Source organism: Caulobacter sp. 602-2, assembly GCF_011043625.1.
Lineage (GTDB): Bacteria > Pseudomonadota > Alphaproteobacteria > Caulobacterales > Caulobacteraceae > Caulobacter.
The window spans coordinates 30,450-55,298 of record NZ_JAAKGT010000005.1; the positions used below are offsets into that span (position 1 = coordinate 30,450).

A 24,849-nucleotide genomic window follows, 5' to 3' on the forward strand; every position below is an offset into this window, starting at 1 on the left:
TCCATCGTTTCTGTTCTTACGCCCCGTTGGCCACGGGCTGCCCGGGCAGCACGGAGTCTCGGGGCCGGATCGCCACCATCTCGGGATCGCGCAGGTCGATGCGCGCGAAGCCGAGATCGAGGATGCGTTGCCGCTGGTCCAGTTGATCCAATTGAATCAACGCGGATTCTTCGTCAATGGCCGGCAGCTGGATCAGCGAGCCATCTTTCAATCGCAGGTCCCAGCGGCGGTCGTCGACGCGCACCAGCGCTTCGAGACGATCGCGCAGGCGCGGCCGGGCGTTGACCGCCGGCAGGATGTTCCCCGCGGCCTGGTCGGCGCCCTGCCCCACCACCAGCGGCAGGTGCGGGAAGCGCGCGGCGTCGGCCTCGCGGATGATGCGGCCCTCGGCGTCGATCACCTTCAGGCGCCCCGAGTGCTGCCACACGGCCAGGGCCGGGCGCTCCTCGACGGCGATCATCACGGTGTCGGGCAGCAGGCGGACCACCTTGGCCGACTTCACCCAGCCCACGCCTTCGACGCGGCTCTTCAGGTCCACCAGGTCCATGCCCAGCGTCGGCTGGTCCTGGTAGAGGCCGCTGGCCTTCAGGATGTCGGCCTGGGCCGTGGCCGAGGCGCCGGTGACGTGCACGGCCTTCAGCTTGAAGCCCAGGTTGGCGAACTCACCGTCGACGCCGTGCACCATGGCCTGGCCCAGGCGCTCGGCGCGGTGGCCGGTGGCCAGGGTGACGACGAGGGCGAGCGCCAGCGCGCCGCCAGCGACGCCCAGGGCCAGGGTCGGCGACACGCCGACACCGCCGCGCGCGGCATGCAGCTTCCCCGCCGGCTGTTGCGGAGCCGGTCGAGCCTTGTTCGGACTTGCGGGCGCTTCGGCCCGGGGGCGCGCTGGCTTGCGCGGTCCCCCCCGCACTGCCGCGGGCATAAGCGTCCTCCACCATCAGACACTAGAAAAACGGAACCCTTGAGCGCCTCTCCGATCCCGACCATCGTTCGACGACGGGGCGGGTCCGGGCAAAGCGCCTACGGAGGCGTAGAAAGGCCTGAAGGTCGTTAATGCCGGGATAACGAAGAGGCCGCCGCGTTACGGCTCGGCAACCAAGGCGTGCGCCATTTCGGGACAGCCGTTAACCCATCGCCGCCTTGCGCTGTCAGGGTTTGCAGCGCGTTTTCCCTGTCGCGCCGGGGCTTTGGGGCGCGATGATGCGGCGCCGCAAATCTGTGGATGAGCACATAAAGTATGAACGGCCGCGCTTCGCGACTTTTTGACTCACCCGAGGGTCGCGGCGACGCGCCGCACGCGCGGGGAGTGTTTCAGCTTCGCTCGTCATCCCGGCCGAAGCGAAGCGTAGAGCCGGGACCCAGGGGCCGCCGCTATGCGTCGGCGACCGCTGGGTGCCCAGCCCAACCGCAAAGCCCAGTCCCCTGGGTCCCGGATAGCCGCTGCGCGGCTTCCGGGATGACGATGAGAGGGAAGAGGAAAGGCTAGTGCCCCGCCTGCGCCGGCGCGGCCGCGCCCAGGGCGCGGAAGTCGATGTCGCTGTCGGCCACCAGATAGATGAAGCTCGTCCAGGCGGCGACGTTCTGGGCCAGCTGGATCGGATCCACCTTGTCCAGGGTGTCGTCGGCGGTGTGGTGGTAGTCGAAGTAGCGGCTGGCGTCCTGGTTGAGGTTCACCACCGGCACGCCCGCGCCCTCGATCCCGCCGATGTCGGCCCCGCCGTGGGCGGCCGGATTGCGGTCGAAATAGATCTTCAGCGGGCTGAGCGTCTGGATCGCCGCCTTCATGGCCGGGTGGCCTTCCGCCCCCTTGGGCAGCTGCAGGCTGTAGATGCGGTCGGCGCCCGTGTCGCTCTCGCCGGCCAGGACCAGCTTTTCGAGGCTGGACTTGTTGGCGGCCAAGAAGGCGTCGGACGAACCGCCGCTCTCCTCCGAGCCCCACATCACCACGCGAATGGTGCGCTTGGGGTGCTTGGGCAACTCGCCGATCAGCTTGGCCGCGGCCGTGGTGATGGCGATGCCGGCCGCGTCGTCGAAGGCGCCGGTGCCGACATCCCAGCTGTCGAGGTGGCCGCCGATGACGATCACCTCGTCGGGCTTTTCCGAGCCCTTGATGTCGGCCGAGATGTTCCAGGCCACGTCGCCGGCGTCGAGGGTCGAGGCCAGCTTCAGCTTGATGCGCAGCGGGCCCTTCTTGGCCAATCGCTCCAGTTGCTCGGCCTCCGGCACGCCCAGGGCGGCGGCGGGGATGGTGACGACGTCGGCGCCGTTCGTGGTCACGCCCGTGTGCGGCACGGTCGAGCTGGACGTCGAGACCGAGCGGATCAGCAGGGCCACGGCCCCGCGCTTGGCGGCCTCGACCGGACCGGCGCGGCGCGAGATGCCGGCGATCCCGTAGCCGGCGCCGTCCTGGGCGCGGACCATCGGCTGGGTGATGACGACGATCTTGCCCTTGATGGCGGCGGCCGGCGCGGCGACCATCTCGGCGTAGGTGGAGAACAGCGCCACCTCGGCCTCGATCCCCTCGGCCGGCGTCGGGATGGTGCGGCCCAGGCCCACGATCGACAGCTTCATCGGATAGGGCGCGACCAGTTCGGCGCTCTCTTCGCCGCGCGTCCACGACGGCTTGGCGAACTGGTCGACCTTGATGTTGGTGAAGCCCAGCGCCTTGAACTTGGCCACGCTCCAGTCCTTGGCGCGCTCCATGCCCGGCGAGCCGACGAGGCGCGGGCCGATGTTGGTGGTCAGGTCCTCGGTGATGTCCCAGGCCAGGCGATCGTTCAGGGCCTTGTCGCGCAGCGCCTCGGCGGTCTTGACGTCTTGTGCGTGAGCGGCGCCCGCCAGCAGGGCGGAGGCGGCGACGGCGGTCAGCAGGCTGCGGATCATGAGCAGGATTCTCCCCTAAGAGGCAGCTGTCATAGCACTGCTCTCCCGGTGGAGAACCCCGCACGGCGCCCACTTTTGTCAGCAGTCGGCAGGTGAAGCGAAATTCGCCCCGTCAGGCCCTGGGCGCTGCGCCCAGCAGCTTGTCGGCGAAGAGATCCAGCGCCTTCTGCGACAGGTCGGTGTTGTTGAGGATCACCACCGTGTCGCCGGTGTCGAGCCGGTGACCCAGCACCGAGCGGTAGCCGGCCGTGCGCCCGGTCTCCCACCCCGCCAGCCTGACCTGGCCGTCGATGGTCAGGCTGCGCACCCGGCCGCCCAGCGCATAGTCCTGCTCGGGCACGAGGATCGTCGTCATGGCCTTGCGCGAGGCGTCCGAAAGGAACGACGTGTCGAAGACGAGGTGCGCCGCGACCAGCAGGTCGTCGGCCGTGCTGAAATAGCCCCCGCCCGCCGCCATCACCGCCAGCCGGGCGTTCTCCCGCCGCGCCAGGGGCGGGCCCGCATAATAGGACGCCGCCACGCCGGCCTCGGCGTCGATGCGGCCCGCGCGGGTGTGGCTCATCTTCAGCGGCCCGGTGACCAGTTCCTCGACCACCGCCTGGAACGGCCTGCCCGTCGCCGCCTCGACGATGGCGGTGACCATGAACCAGTTGGTCAGGGCGTAGTCGAACCTGCTCCCCGGCGGAAACAGAGGATCGCCCTGGCAGAACAGGCTCACCGCCTGCGCCGCCGACACCTCGCGCTTGAGCACCTCCGGATCGGCCTTGAGCGCGGGCATGAAGCCGTTGGGAACGCCGCTGGTGTTGGACAGCAGGTGCGTCAGGGTCACCGTCTTGCCGGTGTCGGGCCGCTGGTCGGGCAACCAAGTCGCGATCGGCGCGTCGAGCGAGAGCTTGCCCTGCTCTACCAGGCGCAGCACCGCGATCGTGGTCAGCCATTTCGAGATCGAGGCGATCGCATAGACCGTGTCGCGGGTCGCCGGCTTTTGCGCCTCGATGTCGGCCATGCCGAAGGCGCGCGCGTAGGAGGCCCTGCCCTTGCGCCCGATCATCACCACGCCCTGGAACTTCTGCTCGGCGACGAAGGCGTCGACCACGGGATTGTCGGCGCCCAGCGTGGCCGGCGCGGCCAGGGACAGGCCGGGCGCGGCGCACAGCGCGCCTGCGGCGGCGAACAGGCCGCGTCGGTCGATCATCGGAAAACTCCCCACAAACCGCCGCCCCCAGCGATGGCCGCGACCCTGGCGCAGGCCCGCGGCCAAGTCCCGTTAAGCTTTGGCAATGGGCGAACATTGGCATTCGACGAGAAGCGCTCTAGGTCTGGAGGCGACTTCAGGAGACCCCGATGCCCAAGCCGACGGTCGAACCGGCCGCCGACATCCCGCTCGACGCCAAGCTGCGGCCGACCCAGGCCCGCGCCCAGGACACCTACGAGGTGGTGCTGGCCACCGCCGGCGAGCTCCTGATCGAGTCCGGCTTCGAACAGCTGACCACCAACGCCATCTGCAAGCGCGCCGGCCTGACCCCGCCCGCGCTCTACCGCTACTTCCCCAACAAGTACGCGATCCTCAAGGAGCTGGGCGACCGGCTGATGCGGCTGCAGGACGAGGCCGTGTTCGCCTGGATGGAGGCCGGCGGCCTGGAGGGCGAGACCGCGTCCGAGCGCGTGGCCAAGACCGCCGCCCTGCTGACCGACGTCATCGAAATGACTCGCCGCTTTCCCGGCGGCGCGGCCATCGGCCGGGCTCTGCGGGCCGTGCCGATGCTGCAGCAGTTGCGCTTCGCCTCGCGCGACATGGTCGCCGGGCAGTTCGGCGAGGTGCTGACCGCACGCTTCCCGTCGGTCTCGCCGACGCGGATCCGCACCGCCACGCGCATGATGGTGGAACTGACCTACGCCGCCACCGAGATGGCCGTCGAGGAGCCCGGCCAGGACGCGACCGCCCTGGCCGAAGAGATTGGCCGCCTGTTCGACTGCTATTTCGAGACGTTCGACGCTCAGTTGTGACCCCCTCCGGCCCTCCGCCCCCCCAGAGGGGGAGGATCTGGAAGCGCCACGCTTTAGAGGAAGCTCCCCCTCTGGGGGAGCTGTCGCGAAGCGACTGAGGGGGATTTCCGCCCCCGCATAACACCGACTTGCAATAACGATAGTTTTTACTATCGTCAGTCCATCGCAGCGGGGGAGCGCCGATGGAGGGCTGGAAGAACTGGTCGGGCAGCGTCGTGGCGACGCCCAGCAGGATAGCCCGGCCCCGCACGGTCGACGAACTGTCGCGCCTGGTCGCCGAGGCCGACAAGGTCCGCGTCGTCGGCGCCGGCCACTCCTTCATGCCGCTGTGCGAGACGAGCGGCCTGCTGCTGGACCTGTCTGACCTGGAAGGCGCGGTCGAGATCGCGCCCGACCGCAAGACCGTCTGGGCGCCCGCCGGCTGGAGCCTCAAGCGCCTGACCGCCGCCCTGTGGGCCGAGGGCCTGTCGCTGATCAATCAGGGCGACATCAATCCCCAGTCCCTGGCCGGCGCCACGGCCACCGGCACTCACGGCACCGGCGCGGAGCTCGGCAGCCTGTCGACCCAGGCCTGCGGCTTTCGACTGATGACCGCCGACGGCCGGCTGGTCGAATGCGGCCCAGACCTCGAGCCCGAGCTCTACCAGGCCCAGCGCGTCTCGCTGGGCCTGCTGGGCGTGGCCGTCGCCATCCGCATCAACGTCGTCCCCGCCTACCACCTGGAAGAACGCGTCAGCCGCATGCCGCTGGCCCAGGTCATCGAGTGCTTCGACGACCTGGCCGCCACCACGCGCCACATGGAGTTCTGGGTCTTTCCCTACAGCGACGACGTCATCTTCAAGACCCTGCATCCCGTTCCGGCCGACGCCGCCGACCAGACCCTGGGCAAGAGCGGCGAAGGCGACGAGGACACCTTCCGAACGATCTGCGACCTGTGCGCCGCCCTGCCCGTCCTGACCGCGCCGCTGCAGAAGCTGATGATGAAGGTCGCCGGCAAGCCCGCCCGCCGCGCCGGCCCGGCCTTCGAGGTCTTCCCCTCCGAGCGCAACGTCCGCTTCGAGGAGATGGAGTACGAGATGCCGCGCGCCGCCGGCCTGCCCACGCTGCAGACGGCCATGGCCCACATCCGCAAGCGCCGCCTGCCCATCACCTTCCCGTTCGAGTTCCGCCTCGTGGCCGGCGACGACATCTGGATGAGCCCGTTCAACATCGGCGCGGGCGCCTCGATCTCGTTCCACCAGTACGCCAAGATGCCCTGGCGACCGGCCTTCGCCGAAATGGAGGCCGTGCTGGCCGACAGCGGCGGTCGACCGCACTGGGCCAAGCGCCATACCCTGACCCTCGCGGACGTCCACCGCCTCTATCCCCGCGCCGGCGACTTCCTGCGGGTGCGCCAGGCCTGGGATCCGACCGCCAAGTTCGCCAACGCCCACCTGAGCCAGCTGTTCGGAATCTGATCCATGACCGACATCGCCCTGCACGCCGGCCTCGTCGGCCAGCCCGGTTCCCGCGACCTGCTGAACACCCCGGTCCTGGTGGTCGACCGGACGGCCCTTGAGGCCAACATCGCGACCATGGCCGCCTTCGCCGCGGGCAAGGGCCTGAAGCTTCGCCCGCACGCCAAGACCCACAAGAGCGCCGACATCGCCCGCCTGCAGCTGGCGGCCGGCGCCGCAGGCCTGTGCTGCGCCAAGATCGGCGAGGCCGAGGCCCTGGCCGCGCAAGGGGTCTCGACCGGCCTGCTGATCACCTCGCCGGTGGTCTCGGCGCCCGCCGTCGCCCGCCTGGCCGCGCTGAACCTGGCGACCGAAGGCCTGAAGGTCGTCGTCGATCATCCGGCCAACGTCGCCGCCCTGGGCGCGGCGACCAGCGCGAGCGGCAAGCCGCTGGAGGTGCTGATCGATCTCGACCCCGGCATCCACCGTACGGGCGTGGCCTCGCCGCAGGCCGCCGTCTCCCTGTTCGAGGCGATCAAGGGCGAGTCCGCCCTGACCTATGCAGGCCTGCAATGCTATTGCGGCGTGCAGCAGCACATCGAGGCCTTCGACGTCCGCAAGACGGCGCTTGAGGATCGCGGGGCCTACATCCGCGAAGTCATCGACGCCCTGACCGCCGCCGGCGGGGCGCCGCCGATCGTCAGCGGCTCGGGCACCGGCTCGCACCGCATCGACGCCGAGCTTTCGATCTTCACCGAGCTGCAGGTCGGCTCCTACGTGTTCATGGACGACCAGTACCTGGCCTGCGACCTGGCCGGCGAAGGCGCGGACGCCAGCCCCTACCGGCGCTCGCTGTTCATCGACGCCCGCGTGGTCAGCGCCAACAGCCCGGGCATGGTCACGGTCGACGCCGGCTTCAAGGCGATGTCGACCGATGCCGATCCGCCCCAGGTCGTGGCCGGCGCCCCTGAAGGCTCGCGCTACTTCTTCATGGGCGACGAGCACGGCGCGCTGGTTCCGTCGTCCGGCTCGCCTCCGCCGCTCGGCGCGCGGGTGACGCTGGCCGCGCCGCACTGCGACCCGACCGTGAACCTCTACGACGCCTATCACGTGGTCGAGGGCGACACCCTGGTCGCCGTCTGGCCGGTGACGGCGCGGGGGCGGTCGCGGTAACAGCCCGCCCTCGTCTTCAGAAAAACCGCTTTGGCGTCGGGCGCGTTGAAGACTATCCATGGCGTCCGTTCTGGAACGTCCGCCCGCATGACCACCGCCGCCCTTTCCGTCGCCCCCGCCAAGAAGCCTCGCCGCAACCGGCGTCGGCGCTCGGCGCGCTGGGCGCGCGCGGGCCTGCTGGTGCTGGCGGTCGGCATTTCGGGCGTGGTGATCGGTCAGACGACCTTCCGCATGCTCGACGCCCGCAACGCCGCCCGGGCCCAGACCGCCGCGCCGCTGGCGATGGACAATCCGCGCTTCACCGGCGCCATGCGCGACGGCCGCGCCTTCCTGATCACCGCCCGCCGCGCCGAGCGCGACGCGGCCGATCCCAACAAGGTCAAGCTGGTCGAGCCAACGCTGGTGCGCGGCTACGGCGCGCCCGACGCCAGCAAGGTGACCTCCAAGGACGGGATCTACCAGGAGGCCCAGAACCTGCTGGTGCTGACCAAGGACGTGAAGATCGACAACGGCCAGGGCTATCAGTTCGCCTCGCAGGAAGCCCGCATCGACACCAAGACCGGCGAGGTCGTCGGCGGCGCCCCGGTCTCCGGCGCCGGTCCGCGCGGCAATGTCAGCGCCGACAGCTACAGCGTCAGCGACAAGGGCGATCGCGTGGTCTTCAAGGGCCGTGTCCGCACCCGCGTCCAGCCCACCAACTAGGCCACGACCGATGAACGGCCTCGGCCTCCTGGACCAGCAACGGGCCCGCGCGACGCGCGTGTGCTTTCTCTACATCGCCCAGCCTCACCAGGTCTGGCACAGCCTGTCGATCGCCGTGGCCATGGCCCGGACCTGGCCGGATGTGCGCGTCGAGATCGCCGCGACCTCGGCCGGGCATCTCGACTACATCCAGGGCATGCTCGACGGCCTGGGCGGCGCGCCGATCACCCTGCGCCTGCTGCCGCCGGCCTGGCTGCGGCGGATGTCCAAGGCAGCGCCCCCGCCCAAGGCCCTGATGCTGGCGCTGAACGCCGGCCGACTGTCGACCTACGACGCCGTGGTCACGCCCGAACGCACCACCGCCCTGCTGCGCAAGCTGGGCGTGCGCCGCACCGCCCTGGTCTACACCCAGCACGGCGCCGGTGATCGCGGCGGGCCGTTCGAACCGCGCCTGCGGGTGTTCGACCTGGTCATGGCCGCCGGCCCCAAGCAGCGCGACCGGATGATCGACGAGGGCTGGGTCCGCCCCGAGGCCTGCGCCATGGTCGGCTATCCCAAGTTCGACCTCGTCGACGCCCTGCCGCCCAGCGCCGTCCCGGCCTTCGCCAAGTCCCTGCCGACGGTGGTCTACAACCCCCACTTCCACGAGACCCTGGGCTCGTGGAGCGCCTTCGGCCTTTCGGTGCTGGAGCAGTTCGCCGCCGACGAGCGGTTCAACCTGATCTTCGCCCCGCACGTGCGCCTGTTCGAGACCGCCTCGGAGGCCGACCGCCGCGCCGTCGCCCGCTTCGAGGGCCACCCCCGCATCCACGTCGACCTGGGCGGCCCGGCCGCCTTCGACATGACCTACACGCGCTCGGCCGACCTCTATCTCGGCGACGTCTCCAGCCAGGTCTACGAGTTCCTGCGCACGCCCAAGCCCTGCCTGTTCCTCAACCCCAGCCACGCCGACTGGAAGGGCGACGAGAGCTTCCATCACTGGCTGTACGGGCCGGTGCGCGAGACCGCCGACGGGATCTGCGACGCGATCGCCGCCGCCTTCGCCGGCCATGGCGATTTCCTGGAAGCCCAGCAGGCGGGCGTGGCCGAGACCTTCGACATCACCTCGGTCGCCTCGTCGGAGCGCGCCGCCCGCGCCATCATCAACCGCCTGGCCGTCCTCGACCGATGAGCGCGGCCCCCAAGGATGCGGGCAAGGTCAACCCGCTGGCCAGGATGCTGGCCAATGTCGGGGCCCTGCTCAGCGGGCGCGGGCTGAACGCCGTCGTCGGCCTGGCCTACATCGCCGTCACCACCCGCAGCCTCGGCATCGAGGCCTTCGGCTTCCTGACGCTGATCAACGCCTTCGCCCAGGCGCTGGGCGAGATGGCCAAGTTCCAGTCCTGGCAGACCGTCGTGCAGTACGGGGCCAAACCGCTGATGGACGGCGATCGCAAGACCTTCCAGCAGGTGATGCGGTTCGCCCTGGTGCTCGACGGCATCGGCGCGGTCGCGGGCGTCGCCATCGGCGTGGGCGGCAGCCTGCTGTTCAGCCACTACATGGGCTGGCCCGACCACCTGGCGCCGGAGGCCGCGCTGTACTGCCTGTCGATCGGGGTCATGACCTCGGCCACGGGCGTTGGCCTGCTGCGCCTGTTCGACCGCTTCCGCATGCTGGCCGCCGAGCAGGTGGTCTCGTCCGTCGTGCGCCTGATCGGCTGCGTGATCGCCGCGTCGATGGATGCGCCCATCGAGATGTTCCTGCTGGCCTGGGCGGCCGGCACCATCGCCTCGTTCCTCTACGTGGCCGCCATCGCGGTCTGGAGCCTGCTGCAGCGCGGCCTGCTGGACGGCTTCAGCCTGGTGGGGCCGCTGGGCGCGGGCCTGCCGGGCGTGTGGCGCTTCGCCTGGGCCACCAATTTCAGCAGCACCATCGAGGTCGGCTTCACCCACGTCCTGACCCTGGCGATCGGCGCACTGGTCGGCCCCGCCCCGGCCGCCATGTGGCGTGTCGGACGCCAGGTGGCCGACGGCATGGCCAAGCCCGCCCGCCTGATGCTGCCCGCCCTGCATCCCGAATTCGCCCGCCTGCGCGCGCAGAAGGACGATGCGGCCATGCTGCGCCTGGCCCGCCAGATCGCCCTGATCGGCGGCGGCGTGGCCGGCGTGCTGCTGGCAGTGTGCCTACTGGCCGGCCCCTGGCTGCTGACCGTGATTATGGGCCCCGAGTACGCCTCGGCCGCCGGCATCATGAGCTGGCAGGTCGCCGCCGCCGCGATCGGCATCATGGCCCTGCCGATCGAGCCGATGCTGGTGTCGATGCACGCCGCCGGCGCGGCCCTGCGCGTGCGCATCGTCGTCATCGCCATCTACTTCGCCGCCCTCGTCCCCCTGCTGCAGATCTTCGACCTGACCGGCGCCGGCGCGGCCCTGGTCCTGGCCTCGACCTGCATGGCGATCGGCATGTTCATCACCCTCCGGTCGCGTCTCGCAGCGGAAGCCGCCGCCGAGCGCGAGGACAAAAGCGCCGCCGCGCGCGAACAGACTTGCGCGGAACCCCTGAACGAGCGCAAAGGCGATCCGCAATGAATACGCCCACCGCTTCCGGCAGGACCGTCCGTCTCGCCGACTTCCCGACCCTGACCGCCGCCCTGGATTTCGCCGCGACCGGCGAGACCGGGATCAACCTGCATTCGCTGCGCGGCGAGCTGGTCGAGGCCCTGACCTACGCCGCCCTGCGCGAGCAGGCGCAAGGCCTGGCCCGTCGCCTGCTGGCGGCCGGCGCCAAGGTCGGCGAGAGCGTCGCCCTGATCGCCGAAACCGATGGCGACTTCGTGCGCGCCTTCTTCGCCTGCCAGTACGCCGGCCTGGTTCCCGCGCCCCTGCCGCTGCCCGCACCGCTGGGCGGCCGCGAGGCCTATGTCGAGCAGATCGGCCGCATGTGCGCCTCGGCCCATGCGAAGATCCTGATCGGCCCGGCCGGCATGGCCGAGTGGCTCAAGCAGATCGGCGACGCGGCGGGCCTGGCCTTCGCCGCCCCGCTGGCCGACCTGCCGGAAGACGCCGGCGCGGCGCTGCCGCAGATCACGCCCGAAGATCCCTGCTACCTGCAGTTCTCGTCGGGCAGCACCCGCTTTCCGACCGGCGTGCTGGTGACCCACAAGGCCCTGATGGCCAACGCCGTGGCCATCACGCGCGACGGCCTGCAGGTGAAGGCGCAAGACCGCGCCGTCTCGTGGCTGCCGCTCTATCACGACATGGGCCTGATCGGCTTCCTGCTCAGCCCGCTGACCAGCCAGATGAGCGTCGACCTGCTGCCCACCGGCGCCTTCGTGCGCCGGCCGCTGCTGTGGCTCGACCTGATCAGCCGCAACGGCGGCACGATCGCCTACAGCCCCACCTTCGGCTACGAGCTGTGCGCCCGTCGCGCCGAGGCCGCCTCGATCGACCACCTGGACCTTTCGCGCTGGCGCAGCGCCGGCCTGGGCGGCGACATGATCCGCACCGCGCCGGTCGAGGCCTTCGCCGAACGCTTCGCCGCCGTCGGCTTCTCGGAAAAGGCCTATGTCGCCAGCTACGGCATGGCCGAGGCGACCCTGGCCCTCTCCATGGCCCCGCTGGGCCAGGGCCTGAAGCTGGAAGTCCTCGACATCGAGCGCCTCGAGCGCGACGACCTGGCCGTCACGGTCGGCGCCGACGCGCCACGCGCCCGGGCCTTCGCCCGCTGCGGCCCGGCCCTGCCCCACCACCAGCTGGAAGTGCGCGACGCCGACGGCAAGCCGGTTGCCGAGCGCCAGGTCGGCCGCATCTTCGCGCGCGGCCCCAGCCTGATGGGCGGCTATTTCGAACAGCCCGAAGAGACCGCCCGCGTGCTCGACGCCGACGGCTGGCTCGACACCGGCGACCTCGGCTTCCTGGTCGAGGGCGAGATCGTCATCACCGGCCGCGCCAAGGACCTGATCATCCTCAACGGCCGCAACATCTGGCCGCAGGACCTGGAATGGACCGCCGAGCGCGAGGTCCCCGGCCTGCGCAGCGGCGACGTGGCCGCCTTCTCGGTTCCCGGCGACGCGGCCGAAGAAGAGATCGTCACCATCCTGGTCCAGGCCCGCGGCGGCGACGCCGACAGCCGCGCGGCCCTGGTCGAGACCGTGGCCGGCGTCCTGCGCTCGCGCCATGGCGTCGAGACCCAGGTCAAGCTGGTCGGGGCTCACGCCCTGCCCCAGACCTCGTCGGGCAAGCTCAGCCGTTCCAAGGCCAAGGCCGCCTACCTGGCCGGCGCCTACGAGCGCGCCTGAGGTGGAAGACGCCGGGCCGAGGACCATCGCCGTCACCGGCGCCACCGGCTTCCTCGGCCAGCACCTCGTCCGCGCCATCGCTGAACGGGGCCTCCTGCCCCGCATCCTGTCGCGCCGCGACCCGATCTCGCCGTTCTGGCGCGGGATCGAGCCGCAGGTCGTGCTGGGCGACCTGTCCAGCGCCGCTGTGCTGGCGCGCCTGTGCGACGGCGCCGACGTGGTCGTCCACCTGGCCGGCCTGATCAAGGCCGCCGACCGGCCCGCCTTCGACAAGGTCAACGTCGACGGCGCCCAGGCCGTGGCCAAGGCCGCGAGCGACGCCGGCGCCCGCTTTGCGCTGATCTCCAGCCTCGCCGCCCGCGAACCCCAGCTTTCCGACTACGCCGCCAGCAAGCGCGCCGGCGAGGAAGCGGTGCTGGCGGTCGCGCCCGACGCGCTGATCGTGCGCCCGCCGGCCATCTACGGTCCCGGCGACCGCGAGACCGTCGGCCTGTTCGCCGCCGCGCAGGCCAGCCGCGTCCTGCCGGTGCTGTCGCCCGCCTCGCGGGTGGCGATGATCGAGGTGCGCGACGCCGCCGCCCAGATCCTGGACCTTGTCGTCGGCGGTCGAACGGGCCTGGCCTCGATCTGCGACGCCCGGCCCGACGGCTATGCCTGGACCGAGATCATGGGCGCGGCCGCCGCCGCCGTCGGCGCGCCGCCGCCTCGCCTTCTGCGCGTGCCTGAGGGGCTCATTCGCCTGGCCGGAACCCTCGCCGATGGGGCGAGTAAGATTTCAAAGCAACCATCGGTGTTCGGTTCGGGCAAGGCGCGCGAACTGTCGCACCCCGATTGGGCGTTTTCGGACGATCCATCCCTTGCGTCGTCGCCGAGTCGTCACGATGTTGCCCGCGGCTTCGGCGAAACCGTCGACTGGTATCGGTCGGCTGGCTGGTTGTCGAAAAAATACAGCGACTAGTTCAATTGTGGCAGATATCTGACAGAGACACTGTTACGGTGCGGTCACAGTGCTTTGACGGGGGCGTCTGGCGTTTGGCATGGATACAGTGACAGATCTGAGTTTGCGTGAGATCGGGCTGGCGACGAGCAAGGTGCTCGGCCGGACGGTCGAGGTGACGAACGACACCCACATCGGCCGCGACCTGGCTGTGGATTCCCTCGCCCTGATGAACATCGTGATGGAACTCGAAGACGCCTTCGACATCTCCATTCCGCTCGATCGCCTCGCCGCGGTGGAAACCGCCGGCGACCTCTCCAAACTGATCAACGATCTCCGAACCAAGGCTTGACCGATGGGTCTGTTCGACAAGCACCTGGCCTATCGCGACGCGTACAAGGCCATCCAGCAAGCGGGCGCCGACCCGTTCACCGTCCGCTTCGACGCCGTGGTCTCGCCGACCGAGGGCATCGTCGAGGGGCGTCCCACGATCCTGCTGGGCACCAACAACTATCTGGGTCTGACCTTTGACGAGAAGGCGATCGCCGCCTCGGTCAAGGCCGTCCAGGAACGCGGCACCGGCACCACCGGTTCCCGCATCGCCAACGGCAGCTTCGAGGCCCACGTGGCCCTGGAGACAGCGCTGGCCAAGTTCTACGGCCGCAAGCACGCCATGGTGTTCACCACCGGCTACCAGGCCAACCTGGGCGTCCTGTCGACCCTGGTCGGCCGCGGCGACCACCTGATCCTCGACGCCGACAGCCACGCCTCGATCTACGACGGCTCGCGCCTGGGCCACGCCGAGGTCATCCGCTTCCGCCACAACGACCCCGAGGACCTGGCCAAGCGCCTGCGCCGCCTCAAGGACGTCCCCGGCGAGCGCCTGATCGTCGTCGAAGGCATCTACTCGATGATCGGCGACACCGCGCCGCTCAAGGAAATCGCCGCCGTTAAGCGCGAGATGGGCGGCTACCTGCTGGTCGACGAGGCCCACTCGATGGGCGTGCTCGGCGCAACCGGCCGCGGCCTCGCCGAAGCCGCCGGCGTGGAAGACGACGTCGACTTCATCGTCGGCACCTTCTCCAAGAGCCTGGGCGCCATCGGCGGCTTCTGCGTGTCGAACCTCGACGACTTCGACGTCATGCGCGTGATCTGCCGTCCGTACATGTTCACCGCCTCGCTGCCGCCGGCCGTGGTCGCCTCGACCCTGGTGGCGCTGGAGCAGATGATCGCCAAGCCGCACCTGCGCGAGCAGCTCAACAGCAACGCCTGCCGCCTCTATGACGGCCTGACCGCGCTGGGCTTCGTCACCGGCCCGGCCGCCAGCCCGATCGTCGCGGCCACCATGCCCGACGTCGAGCGCGCCATCGCCATGTGGAACGGCCTGCTGCAGTCTGGCGTCTACCTCAACCTCGCCCTGCCGCCGGCCACGCCCGACAGCCGCCCGCTGCTGCGCGCCAGCATCAGCGCCGCCCACACCCACGAGCAGATCGACCAGGTCCTCAAGGTGTTCGCCGAAGTCGGCACGGCGCTCGGCGTCATCGACGGCCAGCAGCGCGCCTTCGCTTAAGGGCAGGCGCACCGCTGAAAAGACGAAGCCCCGGCCGCGAGGTCCGGGGCTTTTTCTTGCTCCCTACCCAAGTTCGGGCCGCGGATCGGATCCACCGCGCAACCCGACGAAGGGCGGGTCGAAATAGGCCTCGAGGGGAAAGCGCTCGCCTTCCATCGACAGGACACCGCCGCGCTGCACGAAGCCTTCCAGCAAGCTGCCCGCCAGGCGCAGGGCCAGGCACAAGGCCTGGAGGGAATCCTGACCGACCGCCGGTCTCAGATCTTCGTGGAGCGGCGCCAGTGATAGGTCGCAGGCCCAGGCTTCGTACCTGGCGTGACGGTACGGCGCGCCGATCTCGATATTGATGACGAACGGGTCGCCGCCCGGGGCTTTTGCGTCGATCGCGAGGTTGGCGATGAAAGACAAGTGACAGCTCCAGCAACCAGGCAGCGAAGCTTTCACATCACTCGCTCGCCAGCAACCGTCTCAGCGAAGCCCCTGCCGCCGCCACTTCCACAGCGCCAGCAGGATGCCTGGCGCAGCCAGCACCGGATGGCGCTCGCGCCAGGGGGTCAGTTCGACCTTGAAGCCGGTGTGGCGCTCGATCTTCCAGGCGGCGTAGCGGGCCGCGCCCTGGAAGGTGAAGGCGGCCTTGATCAGGCGGGCCACGTTCAGCGACTTGCCGAGGTTTCGCCGCAGCCGCCAGGCGGCCTTCAGGCGCTTGCGCTCGATGGCCGACATCTGCGGCGCCGGGCGCCCCTCGCCGTCGAAGCGGCCGTCGTCGGCCCAGCAGGCCGGCAGCAGGCGCTGATAGTGCGCGGGGTCGAAGGCCAGGATCGAGGCCTCGCGGCCGGCCTTCTCGACCCGGAACTCGGCGGCGTAGGTCTCCTGGAACAGCGCCGTCCAATAGGCCTCGGGCGGTCCCTCCTCGGGGCCCAGGGCCGTGGCGAAGCGGGCGGCGGTGCGGGCGGCGCGGCGCACGGCCTCGACCACCGCCTCGCGCGCGGCAGCGTCGGCGGCCCACACCAGGCCCGAGGGCTGAACGAAGCGGGTCCACAGCGTGGTGTCGATCCCCCGGCCCTTCACGGCCTGCGAGAAGCGCGACAGGGTCATCGAGGCGACCTTGGCCCGCAGGGTCATCCCCCCATGGCCTAGATCGTGCTCCAGCTCGTGATAGCTGACGTCCGGCCACAGGATGCGGGTGCCCACGCCCCTCAGGCCGCGCGGCGGCCGCTCGGTGAGCACGTAGAAGTCCAGCACGCCCGACAGGTCGCCCGTACGCAGGATCGAGCCGTAGAACAGCACCGCCTGGGCGGTCGGAAACAGGCCCGTCAGGTGCTCGGCGAAGGCGCGGATCGGCGCCGGGATCGGCTGGGCGAGCTCGGCCTCGACCAGCGGCCGGACCGCGCTCATCCGACCACGAACCGCAGCGGCGCGCCCAGGGCCAGCGCCAGCTTGCCGCCCTCGAACACCTCGCCGTCGAGCACGAAATCGAACTGGCCCGAGGCGTAGAGCGCCGCCGGATCACGCCGGCGATAGCCGCGCGCCTCGAGGATCGGCTTTTCCTTGCCCGACACCACCGTGGGCACCATGCGCAGCAGGCGCTTGGGGGGAGCGTCGACGTCGAGCACCTTCAGCCCCTCGCGCGGCGGACCGAAGGGCTTGAGATTGAACGGCAGGCGCTTCAGCGCCGTGGCCAGCAGGACGAAGCGTTCGCCTTCGGGCTGGACCTCGCCATCCATGGCCACCTTCACGGCCACGCCCTGGCGCCATTGATCGCGTGCGCCGCCGAACAGCGCGCCCAGCGTGGCGCCGGCCAGGGTCACGGCCACCGACAGGCTCTGGAACACGCCCATGCGGTTGACGCGCTTGGACAGGGCGGTGGCCCGCACCAGGGCGCCCAGGCCGAAGAAGAAGCCCCGCAGCGGCGGGCGGCCGTCGGCGAAGCGCACTTCGAGCGGGGCCCGGATCTTGATGCGCGGTTCGGCCTGGGCCGCGGCGGCCAGGGCCTCCTCCAGCCGCCAGTCGCGCGGCGCGCCCAGGTCGATGGCCAGCACGTTGGTCTTGCCCGACGGCAGGATCGCCAGCATCGGCATGTCGTCGCCGAAGGTGGACGGCGTCAGGCCCAGCACGTCGCGCACCGTGCCGTCGCCGCCGTCGATGACCAAAAGGTCGATCCTCTCGTCGGCGAAGCGGGCCAGTTCCTCGCCCAGCGCCTCGCGCGTCGCCGGCTCGACCACGCGCACGCCTTCAGGCGTGGGCGCATGCACCCGCCCCTGGTTGGCGTGGCTGCGCGGGTTCCGAACGACGCCGACGCGCATCACCGCGACAGCCAGGACTGGATCGAGCCCTTGGGGGCCAGCGCGCCCTGCACGATCTGCAGGGCGTGGACGAGGAAGCAGATCGCCGTCCAGGCCGCCACCAGCACGAAACCGATGTCGGGTCGGCCGACCAGCACGCTGCCGGTCAGCAGGATGAGGTTCGGGTTGCGACGGGCGGTGATCAGCCGGAAGAAGCTGTCGAACGGCCGCCAGGCGTGCATCTCCAGCTTGAAGAGGGCCAGGAAGATCCCCTCCTCCACCCGCTGGGCCACATAGCCGCCGACGACGATGGCCAGCAGCAACGGCGCATACGGCATCGACAGGCCGACGGCGAACACGCCGACATACCAGGCCCACCACCAGAACGGCGGGTGCACCAAGTCGATGCCGTGGTCGAAGACGTTGCCCCACTTGGACGAGGTCAGGGTCACCCGGGCCAGCTTGCCGTCGACCGTGTCGAGGAAGGTCATGATCCAGGCGCAGACCAGGCCCCAGCCGAACTGGCCCCGCCAGAACAGCACGAAGGCGGCGATGGTCAGCAGGAAGCCGATGAAGGTCACCTGGTTGGGTGTCATCTTCGCCAAGGCGCACCAGCGGGTGACGATCCGCGCCGGGGTCGGCCAGATGTACTTGGTCACCAGGTCGGTGACGCCCTTGTACGAGCCCTGGAACAGGCGCTTTTCGACCGCGCGCACGCTGTCCCTGGTCAGGCGCTCCAGCACCGGCGGCTCGCGCTTGCGCAGAGCGCTGTTGTAGGCCGAGCCGAGCTCCAGGGCCGTCAGGCGCGTGAACCGGGGATCGACGCTCGACGGGTCGCCGCCGGCCGCCAGGGCGGCCACCGCCGCGTCCGCAGCCTCGGCCGGGGCGTTCACCGCCGTCGCGACGCCGGCGTCGTCGACCAGCACCGCCCAGGGGCGACCGGCCAGGGCCTTGATCAGCGACTCGTCGAACACCCAGCCGGCGTGCACGGCGACCGTGTCGCCGCCCTCGCCCGCCTGCTCGGAAACGCCGATCCGGCGATAGATGCGCGACAGCCGCTCGCCCGAGGTCATGCCCCAGATGCGCGCCTCGCTGTCGCCCACCGTCACGGCGCGCGAAGCGACTGGATTGATTTCACCGGTCACCGGTACTTAAACCCCTTGAAAGCCGAGGCGATTGATAAGCAGCTTCGCCGAAATTCGCCACAATCGCGCCGGTCCCTCTTGTCGATATTCCGCCTCGCCCACCTTTCGGACCCTCACCTGCCGCCGCCGCCGGGCGCGTTCGGCTGGCGCGACCTGGCGTCCAAGCGCCTGCTGAGCCGGATCGCCTGGCGCCGAAAGCACAAGATCCACCGTCCCGAGGTGCTGGAAGCCCTGGTCGCCGACCTGAAGGCCCACGCCCCCGACCATGTGGCGATTACCGGCGATCTCACCAACTTCGCCTCGGACGTCGAGATCGCCGCCGCCCGCCGCTGGCTCGAAAGCCTTGGTCCGGCCGAGACCATCACCGTCAGCCCCGGCAACCACGACGCCCTGGTCGGCCAGACCGCCCAGGCCCGCTTCGCGCCCTGGACCGCCTGGCTGGGCGACGACGAGGAGGCCGCCTTCCCGCAGGTGCGGCTGCGCGGCCCGGTGGCGCTGATCAACCTGTGCTCGGCCGTGCCCACGGCGCCGCACCTGGCCACCGGCCGGCTGGGCGCCGATCAGCTGGAGAAGCTCGACGCCCTTCTGGCCGATCCGGCCCTGGCCGACCGCTTCAAGGTGGTGCTGCTGCATCATCCGCCCAACGCCGGCGCCGTGTCGGGCCGCAAGTCGCTGGACGACCAGGGCCAGCTGCGCGCCGTGCTCGCCCGGCGCGGCGCCGACCTGGTGCTGCACGGCCACGCCCACGAGTCGCTGACGGCGACGGTGCCCGGCCCCGACGGCCGCGCGATCCCGGTGCTGGGCGTGCCCTCGGCCTCGGCCTGGATCGGCGGCCATTCGCCGGCCCGCTGGCACGCGCTGGAGATCGAGCCGCGCGAGGGCGGCTATTCGCTGCGCGTTATCGCGCGCGGGCTGGATCCGCAGACCGGCGGCATCCGCGAACTGGGGCGGTATTCTCTGCTGTAGACCCTCCCCCTGAAGGGGGAGGTGTCGGCGAAGCCGACGGAGGGGGAGGTGACTGCGGAAGCAGCCCCTGAAAAGCCGAAGTGACTTCCCCCTCCGGCCCTCCGGGCCACCTCCCCCTTCGGGGGGGAGGATCTCACCCCCTACTTCCCGTAGCGCATGCGCACCCGGATCGTGTTCTCCCCCGATTTGACGCTGAACCGCGCCGAATCGAACGACGGCACGCCGAACCGCGACGGCGCGTCGTTCGAGAAGCCGTAGCCCTCGGTCGGCAGGCCCACGCCGTTGCGGTCGAAATCGTGGTTGCCGTTGGCGTCGTGGTAGACGGCCACGGCGTAGATGTCGGCCTTGGGCAGGTTGAAGCAGGCCTCGGTCGTCGGCGCGCTGGCCGGCACCCGCAGGCGCAGCAGCTTGCCGCGCGGCGCCAGGAAACGGCTGGGATCCGACGGATAGACCGTGACCGTCACCTCGCCCGTCTCGGACTTCAGGCGACCAACCTCCACGGTCAGCCGCACGCCTGTGTCCCTGCCTACGCAATCCTGCTTCGCCGCCGCCGGCGCCGCCATCCCCAGCAAGCCCAGCAGCGTCCCTAGCGCTGCAAGGCCTGGAAGAACGGTTCGTGCTTCCATGTAAAAGGCCGTGTCCCTATTGTCGCCCCGACGCGATCAGCGCCCGCAGACTCGCCTGAAGTATCGGTTGCCGCATGCCCAATCCCACAGCCCTCGCATTCGGCTACCCACGCTCGAAAGTGGCCGAGACCGACCACTGGTTGGTCCTTGTACGTCCCAAGCAGCCGACTTTCGGGTCTCTCGTCCTGGTATGCAAGGAACCCGTGCAGGCCTTTTCCGATCTCAGCCCCGCGGCCTTCGCCGACATGCAGGTCGCCGTGGCCGGGATCGAACGCGTCCTGAAGGCCAAGGTCGCCTACGAGAAGATCAACTATCTGATGCTGATGATGGTCGACCGCGACGTGCATTTCCACGTCCTGCCCCGGTACGAAGGCGCGCGCGAGCACGAGGGAACGCCCTTCCCTGACACCGGTTGGCCCGCCGCCCCCGCCCTCGGCTCGGCCGTCGCGCTGGATGACGAGGCCGTCGCGCGCCTGGCCGGGGATTTCGCCGCCGAGTGGTCCGCCGCGTGAGCAAGCTGAAGAAGAAGTTCGACGTGCGGCGCATCACGGCCATGGGCCTGATCGACCGCTACCTGCTGCGCCTGCTGGGCTGGCCGCTGGCCGGGTGCCTGGGCCTGACCGTCGTCGCCCTGCTGCTGGAGCGGGTGCTGCGACTGCTGGACCTGCTGTCGCAGAGCGCCGCCCGCTTCGACTACGTCACCCAGCTGGCCCTGAACCTGTTGCCGCACTATCTGGGCCTGGCCCTGCCGGTGGCGTTCTTCGTGGCGCTGTTCATCGTCATCAGCAAGCTGTCCGACGGCTCGGAGATCGACGCCCTGCTGGCCGGCGGCCAGTCGCTGGAGCGGGTCGCCGCGCCCTTCGTCTGCATCGGCCTGGCGCTTAGCGTGTTCAGCATCGCGGTGTTCGGCTACGTCCAGCCCTACAGCCGCTACGCCTATCGCGCGGTGATGCACGCGGCCGTCAACGCCGGCTGGAACGGCCGCCTGTCGGGCGGGGCGTTCATCGACGACGACGGCTCGCTGATGACCGCCGACAGCGCCGACCTCGCCGGCCAGAGCCTGACCCGGGTGTTCATCCGCCGCCCCGACGCGGCCGGCCACGAAGAGCTGATCACCGCCGCCAGCGCCACCCTGCAGGTCTCGGCCGACGGCAAGACCGTGACCATGCGCCTGAAGTCGGGCCGCCGCATCGGCAGCGACGCGCGCGGCAACTACCGCAGCCTGGCCTTCGACGACCTGACCACCGAGGCGCCGCTGAAGGCCGCCGCCAGCCTGCTGCGCGCCCGCGGCGGCGACGAGCGCGAACTGACCCTGGGCGAACTGCTGCACCAGGCCAGGTCGCCCAATCCCGTCGTGCCCAAGGCCACGCTGATGGCCGAGTTCTACGGCCGCATCGCCCGAGCCGCCTTCCTGCCGTTCCTGCCGCTGCTCGCCTTCCCGCTGGGCCTGGCCGCCAAGCGCGGCAACCGCGCGCCCGGCCTGCTGCTGGCCGGGGTGCTGCTGCTGGCCTTCCAGCACAGCCTGCTGCTGGGCCAGAGCCTGGCCGAGTCCGGGCGCATCGCCCCGCTTCCGGCCGTCGGCGCGCCGTTCCTGGTCTTCACCGGCCTTGCGGTCTGGCTGTTCGTCGGCAGCCGCACGCGCCCCGGCGACACGCCGATCTCGCGCCTGGTGCTGGCCATGAGCGCCTGGTTCCGCCGCGCCCTTAAGCCGTTCCAGCGCAAGGAGCGCGCCGCATGAAGCTGCAGCTCTACGTCCTGCGCACGGTCGCCACGCGCGTGCTCGGCGCCGTCCTGATCCTGATGGCGATCCTGCAGATCCTAGACCTGCTGGAAGTCACCACCGACATTCTCGACCGGGGCCTGGGCGTCGGCGGGGTGTTCTACTACGCCGCCCTGCGCGCGCCGGCCCTGTTCCAGCAGGTCGCGCCGCTGGCGGTGCTGGCCGGCGGTCTGTTCGCCTTCTCGCAGCTGGCCCGCGAGAATGCTGTCGTGGCCATGCGCGCGGCCGGCATCTCGGGCTATCGCATCGTGGCGATGGCCGTGCCTGTCGCGATCGCCGTGCTGGCGCTCGACGCCCTCTGCGCACAGGTGGTCGCGCCGCGCACCGATCCGACGCTCAGCGCCTGGTGGGCCGCCACCACCCCGGTCGCCGACCGCAAGGCCCCCGCCTCGCGCACCTTCCGGGCCGGCGAGGACCTGGTCACCGCCAAGGAGGCCAGCCCCAACGGCGCGCGCCTGACCGACCTGACCATCTATCGCCGCGACAAGACCGGCGCCCTGACCGAACGCGTCGTCGCGCCCGTGGCGCAGTTCCAGGCCGGCGCCTGGCGGCTGCAGAGCCCGGTCACTACCCGCTATCTCGGCGACCGGGTCGAGCCGATGACCGCCGCCTCGGCGACCTGGCCCACCGCCCTGCGGCCGGCCGACGTGCAGGCCCTGTTCGCCGACGCCCCCGCGCCTTCGGCCGCCTCGGCTCGCCGGGCGCTGGAGAACGGCGGCTCGGACCGCCCGCAGAGCTTCTACGCCACCCGCCTGCAGACGGCCTTCTCCGGCCCGATCGCCGCGCTCGTGATGCTGCTGCTCAGCGCGCCCGTCGCCTGGGCCAACTTCCGCAGCGGCCAGGGCGCGGTGCTGCTCACCTCGGGCCTGGCCGCCGGCCTCGTCTACCTGGTCGCCGACGGCCTGCTGTCGGCCCTGGGCGAATCCGGCGCCCTGTCGCCGATCCTGGCCGCCTGGGCCGCCCCCGTCGTCTTCGCCGCCCTCGCCGTGCGCGCCTTCGTATCCCTGGAGGGATGATGCCTTTCGATTCCGCGGCCGAGGCGATCTCGGTCCTGCCCGTCCGCACGCCTGAAGAGCTCAAGCGCTTCATCGCCCTGCCCGCCCGCCTGAACGCCAAGGATCCGAACTGGATCACCCCGCTCTTCCTGGAGCGGACCGAGGCCTTGTCGCCCAAGACCAACCCGTTCTTCCAGCACGCCGAAGTTCAGCTGTTCCTGGCCGTGCGCGGCGGCCGCGACGTCGGCCGGATCAGCGCCCAGATCGACCAGCTGACCCCACAGAACACGCCCGGACGCCTGGACGGCCACTTCGGCCTGATCGCCGCCGAGGATGATGCCGAGGTCTTCGCCGCCCTGCTGCGCGCGGCCGAGGCCTGGCTGCGCGAACGCGGCCGCACCCACGTGCTGGGTCCGTTCAACCTGTCGATCAACGAAGAGGTCGGCCTGCTGGTCGACGGCTTCGACACCCCGCCGATGGTGATGATGGGCCACGATCCGGCCTATGCCGGCGGCCGCGTCGAGCAGCAGGGCTACGCCAAGGTCAAGGACGTCTACGCCTACTTCGCTCCCATGCAGGCCGACCTGCCGCCGGCCGTGCGCCGTCGCGCCGAGCGTCCGCCGGCCGAGGGCGTCGTGCTGCGCCAACTCGACATGAGCCGCTACGACGAGGAGGTGGTCACCCTGACCGAGATCCTCAACGACGCCTGGAAGGACAACTGGGGCTTCACCCCCACTACCGAGGCCGAGACCGCCCAGCTGGCCAAGGCCCTAAAGGCCGTGATCGACAAGCGCCTGACCTGGTTCGCCGAGATCGACGGCGAGGCCGCCGGCTTCCTGGTGTTCCTGCCCAACGTCAACGAGGCCATCCGCGACCTTGGCGGCAAGCTGCTGCCGTTCGGCTGGGCCAAGCTCTTGTGGCGGCTGAAGGTCAAGCGCGTGAAGTCAGCCCGCATTCCGCTGATGGGCGTCAAGCGCAAGTTCTCCGAGAGCATCCGCGGCCGCATGCTGCCGTTCCAGATGATGCACGCGGGCCGCACCTCGGCCATCGCGCTGGGCTACGAGCGCTTCGAGATCTCGTGGGTGCTGGAAGAGAACATGCCCATGCGCCGCATCGCCGAGTCCCTGGGCGCCCAGATCTACAAGACCTATCGCGTCTACGAGAAGGCGCTCTAGGTGACCCTCCCCTTCAAGGCCCTGGTCCTGGCCGGGTCGCGGCCGGGCGAGATCGACAGCGCCGCGACCTATGCCGGCGTCTCGCACAAGGGCCTGATCACGCTGCAGGGCCGCACGCTGCTCGACCGCGTGCTGGGCGCCGTGCAGGCGGCGGGCGCGGAGGCGATTGGCGTCTCGACCTCCGACGCCGCCATCGTCTCGGCGCTGCCCGACGGCGTCGCGGCCATCGCCGCCTCGACCGAGGGCCCCAGCCAGAGCGTACGCGAGGGCGCGAACGCCCTGGGCTTTCCCCTGCTGATCACCACCGTCGACCACGCGCTGCTGAAGCCCGAGTGGATCACCCAGTTCCTGGCCGACGCGCCGGCCGACACCGACGTGGCCCTGATGCTGGCTCCGGAGGAACGCGTGCGCGCCGCCGCCCCGGACACCAAGCGCACCTATCTGAAATTCCGCGACGGCCGCTTCTCGGGCTGCAACCTCTTCCTCTTCCGCTCGGAAGCCGCCCTGCCCGCGATCGCCCTGTGGCGACGGGTCGAGCAGAACCGCAAGCAGCCGTGGAAGATCGCCGCCATGCTGGGTCCCGGCCTGCTGGTCCGCTACCTGCTGGGCCTGCTGACGCTGGACGAGGCCATCGCCCGCCTGGGCGCCTTGGCCGGGGTCCGGGCCGCCGCCGTGCGCGCCCAGGACGGCCTGGCGGCGGTCGACGTCGACAAGCCCGCCGACCTCGACCTGGTCCGCAAGATCGTCGGCGAGACGGTCTAGGTCGATTTTCTACCGAGCTTCCCCGCGAAGGCGGGGATCCAAGCCGCCTTTCAGGAAAAGGTGCGGCGGTGAACGAACCGCAGCCTCAGCTTGGGTCCCCGCTTTCGCGGGGAAGAATGGATTTGGGGGCCGT

The 24,849-nt window shown here is 70.5% G+C and carries 24 protein-coding genes and 1 pseudogene; 17 read left to right on the top strand and 8 right to left on the bottom strand.

Going from position 1 to position 24,849, the window contains the following annotated elements; all coding sequences use genetic code 11:
* Positions 1-16: 16 nt before the first annotated feature.
* Positions 17-922 carry a cell division protein FtsQ gene (gene ftsQ / locus G5B46_RS12195; RefSeq protein ID WP_165259006.1) on the bottom strand — a complete coding sequence of 302 codons (906 nt, stop codon included), beginning with the start codon at positions 920-922 and terminating at the stop codon, positions 17-19.
* A gap of 397 nt (positions 923-1,319) precedes the next feature.
* Here ftsQ and G5B46_RS24430 point away from each other — a divergent pair.
* Positions 1,320-1,437 (top strand): annotated as a pseudogene (locus G5B46_RS24430) (hypothetical protein); the annotation flags it as partial.
* A gap of 45 nt (positions 1,438-1,482) precedes the next feature.
* On the opposite strand, the gene G5B46_RS12200 reads toward G5B46_RS24430, so the two are convergent.
* On the bottom strand, positions 1,483-2,889 hold the full coding sequence (locus G5B46_RS12200; protein ID WP_165259380.1) for a M20/M25/M40 family metallo-hydrolase: 1,407 nt from the start codon (positions 2,887-2,889) through the stop codon (positions 1,483-1,485).
* A gap of 106 nt (positions 2,890-2,995) precedes the next feature.
* Positions 2,996-4,078, bottom strand: a complete 1,083-nt coding sequence (locus G5B46_RS12205) for a serine hydrolase domain-containing protein (RefSeq protein WP_165259007.1) — start codon at positions 4,076-4,078, stop codon at positions 2,996-2,998.
* A 149-nt stretch (positions 4,079-4,227) separates the two neighbouring features.
* On the opposite strand from G5B46_RS12205, the gene G5B46_RS12210 reads away from it, so the two are divergent.
* From G5B46_RS12210 to spt, 10 genes are all read left to right on the top strand, one after another.
* On the top strand, positions 4,228-4,890 hold the full coding sequence (locus G5B46_RS12210) for a TetR/AcrR family transcriptional regulator (protein WP_165259009.1): 663 nt from the start codon (positions 4,228-4,230) through the stop codon (positions 4,888-4,890).
* A gap of 182 nt (positions 4,891-5,072) precedes the next feature.
* Positions 5,073-6,347: a D-arabinono-1,4-lactone oxidase gene (locus tag G5B46_RS12215; RefSeq protein WP_165259010.1), complete on the top strand. Its 1,275-nt coding sequence runs from the start codon at positions 5,073-5,075 to the stop codon at positions 6,345-6,347.
* A 3-nt stretch (positions 6,348-6,350) separates the two neighbouring features.
* Positions 6,351-7,499 (top strand): DSD1 family PLP-dependent enzyme, encoded by a 1,149-nt coding sequence (locus G5B46_RS12220; RefSeq protein ID WP_165259012.1) that lies wholly within the window; start codon positions 6,351-6,353, stop codon positions 7,497-7,499.
* 87 nt (positions 7,500-7,586) lie between these two features.
* Positions 7,587-8,201, top strand: a complete 615-nt coding sequence (gene lptC / locus G5B46_RS12225; protein ID WP_165259013.1) for an LPS export ABC transporter periplasmic protein LptC — start codon at positions 7,587-7,589, stop codon at positions 8,199-8,201.
* A 10-nt stretch (positions 8,202-8,211) separates the two neighbouring features.
* The gene (locus tag G5B46_RS12230) at positions 8,212-9,372 is read left to right on the top strand and encodes a glycerophosphotransferase (RefSeq protein WP_165259015.1); all 1,161 of its coding nucleotides are present in this window, start codon (positions 8,212-8,214) and stop codon (positions 9,370-9,372) included.
* Positions 9,369-10,769, top strand: coding sequence for a lipopolysaccharide biosynthesis protein (locus G5B46_RS12235; protein WP_165259016.1), 1,401 nt, complete (start codon positions 9,369-9,371; stop codon positions 10,767-10,769). Before G5B46_RS12230 ends, G5B46_RS12235 begins: the two co-directional genes overlap by 4 nt.
* On the top strand, positions 10,766-12,478 hold the full coding sequence (locus G5B46_RS12240) for a fatty acyl-AMP ligase (RefSeq protein WP_240903455.1): 1,713 nt from the start codon (positions 10,766-10,768) through the stop codon (positions 12,476-12,478). Before G5B46_RS12235 ends, G5B46_RS12240 begins: the two co-directional genes overlap by 4 nt.
* A 1-nt stretch (position 12,479) precedes the next feature.
* Entirely contained in the window at positions 12,480-13,436 is a 957-nt protein-coding gene (locus G5B46_RS12245) for an NAD-dependent epimerase/dehydratase family protein (RefSeq protein ID WP_346764911.1), read from the top strand.
* 79 nt (positions 13,437-13,515) lie between these two features.
* Complete coding sequence (locus tag G5B46_RS12250) at positions 13,516-13,767, top strand: acyl carrier protein (protein ID WP_101711242.1); 252 nt, start codon at positions 13,516-13,518, stop codon at positions 13,765-13,767.
* A 3-nt stretch (positions 13,768-13,770) separates the two neighbouring features.
* Positions 13,771-14,985: a serine palmitoyltransferase gene (gene spt, locus G5B46_RS12255; RefSeq protein ID WP_165259019.1), complete on the top strand. Its 1,215-nt coding sequence runs from the start codon at positions 13,771-13,773 to the stop codon at positions 14,983-14,985.
* Positions 14,986-15,048: 63 nt separating this feature from the next.
* Here spt and G5B46_RS12260 read toward each other — a convergent pair whose 3' ends face one another.
* From G5B46_RS12260 to G5B46_RS12275, 4 genes are read right to left on the bottom strand one after another with little or no spacing between them, the layout of a single operon-like run.
* Positions 15,049-15,393 carry a hypothetical protein gene (locus tag G5B46_RS12260; protein WP_165259021.1) on the bottom strand — a complete coding sequence of 115 codons (345 nt, stop codon included), beginning with the start codon at positions 15,391-15,393 and terminating at the stop codon, positions 15,049-15,051.
* 60 nt (positions 15,394-15,453) lie between these two features.
* A complete protein-coding gene (locus G5B46_RS12265; RefSeq protein ID WP_165259022.1) occupies positions 15,454-16,380 on the bottom strand; it encodes a hypothetical protein in 927 nt (308 codons plus the stop codon).
* Positions 16,377-17,288 (bottom strand): diacylglycerol kinase family protein, encoded by a 912-nt coding sequence (locus G5B46_RS12270; protein WP_165259024.1) that lies wholly within the window; start codon positions 17,286-17,288, stop codon positions 16,377-16,379. The genes G5B46_RS12265 and G5B46_RS12270 overlap by 4 nt, the downstream gene beginning before the upstream one ends.
* Positions 17,288-18,340 carry a CDP-alcohol phosphatidyltransferase family protein gene (locus tag G5B46_RS12275; protein ID WP_165259382.1) on the bottom strand — a complete coding sequence of 351 codons (1,053 nt, stop codon included), beginning with the start codon at positions 18,338-18,340 and terminating at the stop codon, positions 17,288-17,290. The genes G5B46_RS12270 and G5B46_RS12275 overlap by 1 nt, the downstream gene beginning before the upstream one ends.
* Before the next feature lie 150 nt (positions 18,341-18,490).
* Between G5B46_RS12275 and G5B46_RS12280 the strand changes: the two genes are divergently transcribed.
* Positions 18,491-19,378, top strand: a complete 888-nt coding sequence (locus G5B46_RS12280) for a metallophosphoesterase (protein WP_165259026.1) — start codon at positions 18,491-18,493, stop codon at positions 19,376-19,378.
* Positions 19,379-19,518: 140 nt separating this feature from the next.
* Here the strand turns inward: G5B46_RS12280 and G5B46_RS12285 are convergent, their stop codons facing one another.
* Positions 19,519-19,890, bottom strand: coding sequence for a DUF2141 domain-containing protein (locus G5B46_RS12285; protein WP_346764912.1), 372 nt, complete (start codon positions 19,888-19,890; stop codon positions 19,519-19,521).
* Positions 19,891-20,078: 188 nt separating this feature from the next.
* Between G5B46_RS12285 and G5B46_RS12290 the strand changes: the two genes are divergently transcribed.
* From G5B46_RS12290 to G5B46_RS12310, 5 genes are read left to right on the top strand one after another with little or no spacing between them, the layout of a single operon-like run.
* Positions 20,079-20,516, top strand: a complete 438-nt coding sequence (locus G5B46_RS12290; RefSeq protein WP_165259030.1) for an HIT family protein — start codon at positions 20,079-20,081, stop codon at positions 20,514-20,516.
* A 41-nt stretch (positions 20,517-20,557) separates the two neighbouring features.
* The gene (locus tag G5B46_RS12295) at positions 20,558-21,742 is read left to right on the top strand and encodes an LptF/LptG family permease (RefSeq protein ID WP_165259383.1); all 1,185 of its coding nucleotides are present in this window, start codon (positions 20,558-20,560) and stop codon (positions 21,740-21,742) included.
* Positions 21,739-22,800 carry an LptF/LptG family permease gene (locus tag G5B46_RS12300; protein ID WP_165259032.1) on the top strand — a complete coding sequence of 354 codons (1,062 nt, stop codon included), beginning with the start codon at positions 21,739-21,741 and terminating at the stop codon, positions 22,798-22,800. The genes G5B46_RS12295 and G5B46_RS12300 overlap by 4 nt, the downstream gene beginning before the upstream one ends.
* On the top strand, positions 22,800-23,954 hold the full coding sequence (gene bcerS, locus G5B46_RS12305) for a ceramide synthase (RefSeq protein ID WP_165259034.1): 1,155 nt from the start codon (positions 22,800-22,802) through the stop codon (positions 23,952-23,954). Before G5B46_RS12300 ends, bcerS begins: the two co-directional genes overlap by 1 nt.
* Positions 23,955-24,716 carry a nucleotidyltransferase family protein gene (locus tag G5B46_RS12310; RefSeq protein WP_165259036.1) on the top strand — a complete coding sequence of 254 codons (762 nt, stop codon included), beginning with the start codon at positions 23,955-23,957 and terminating at the stop codon, positions 24,714-24,716.
* Positions 24,717-24,849 lie beyond the last annotated feature (133 nt).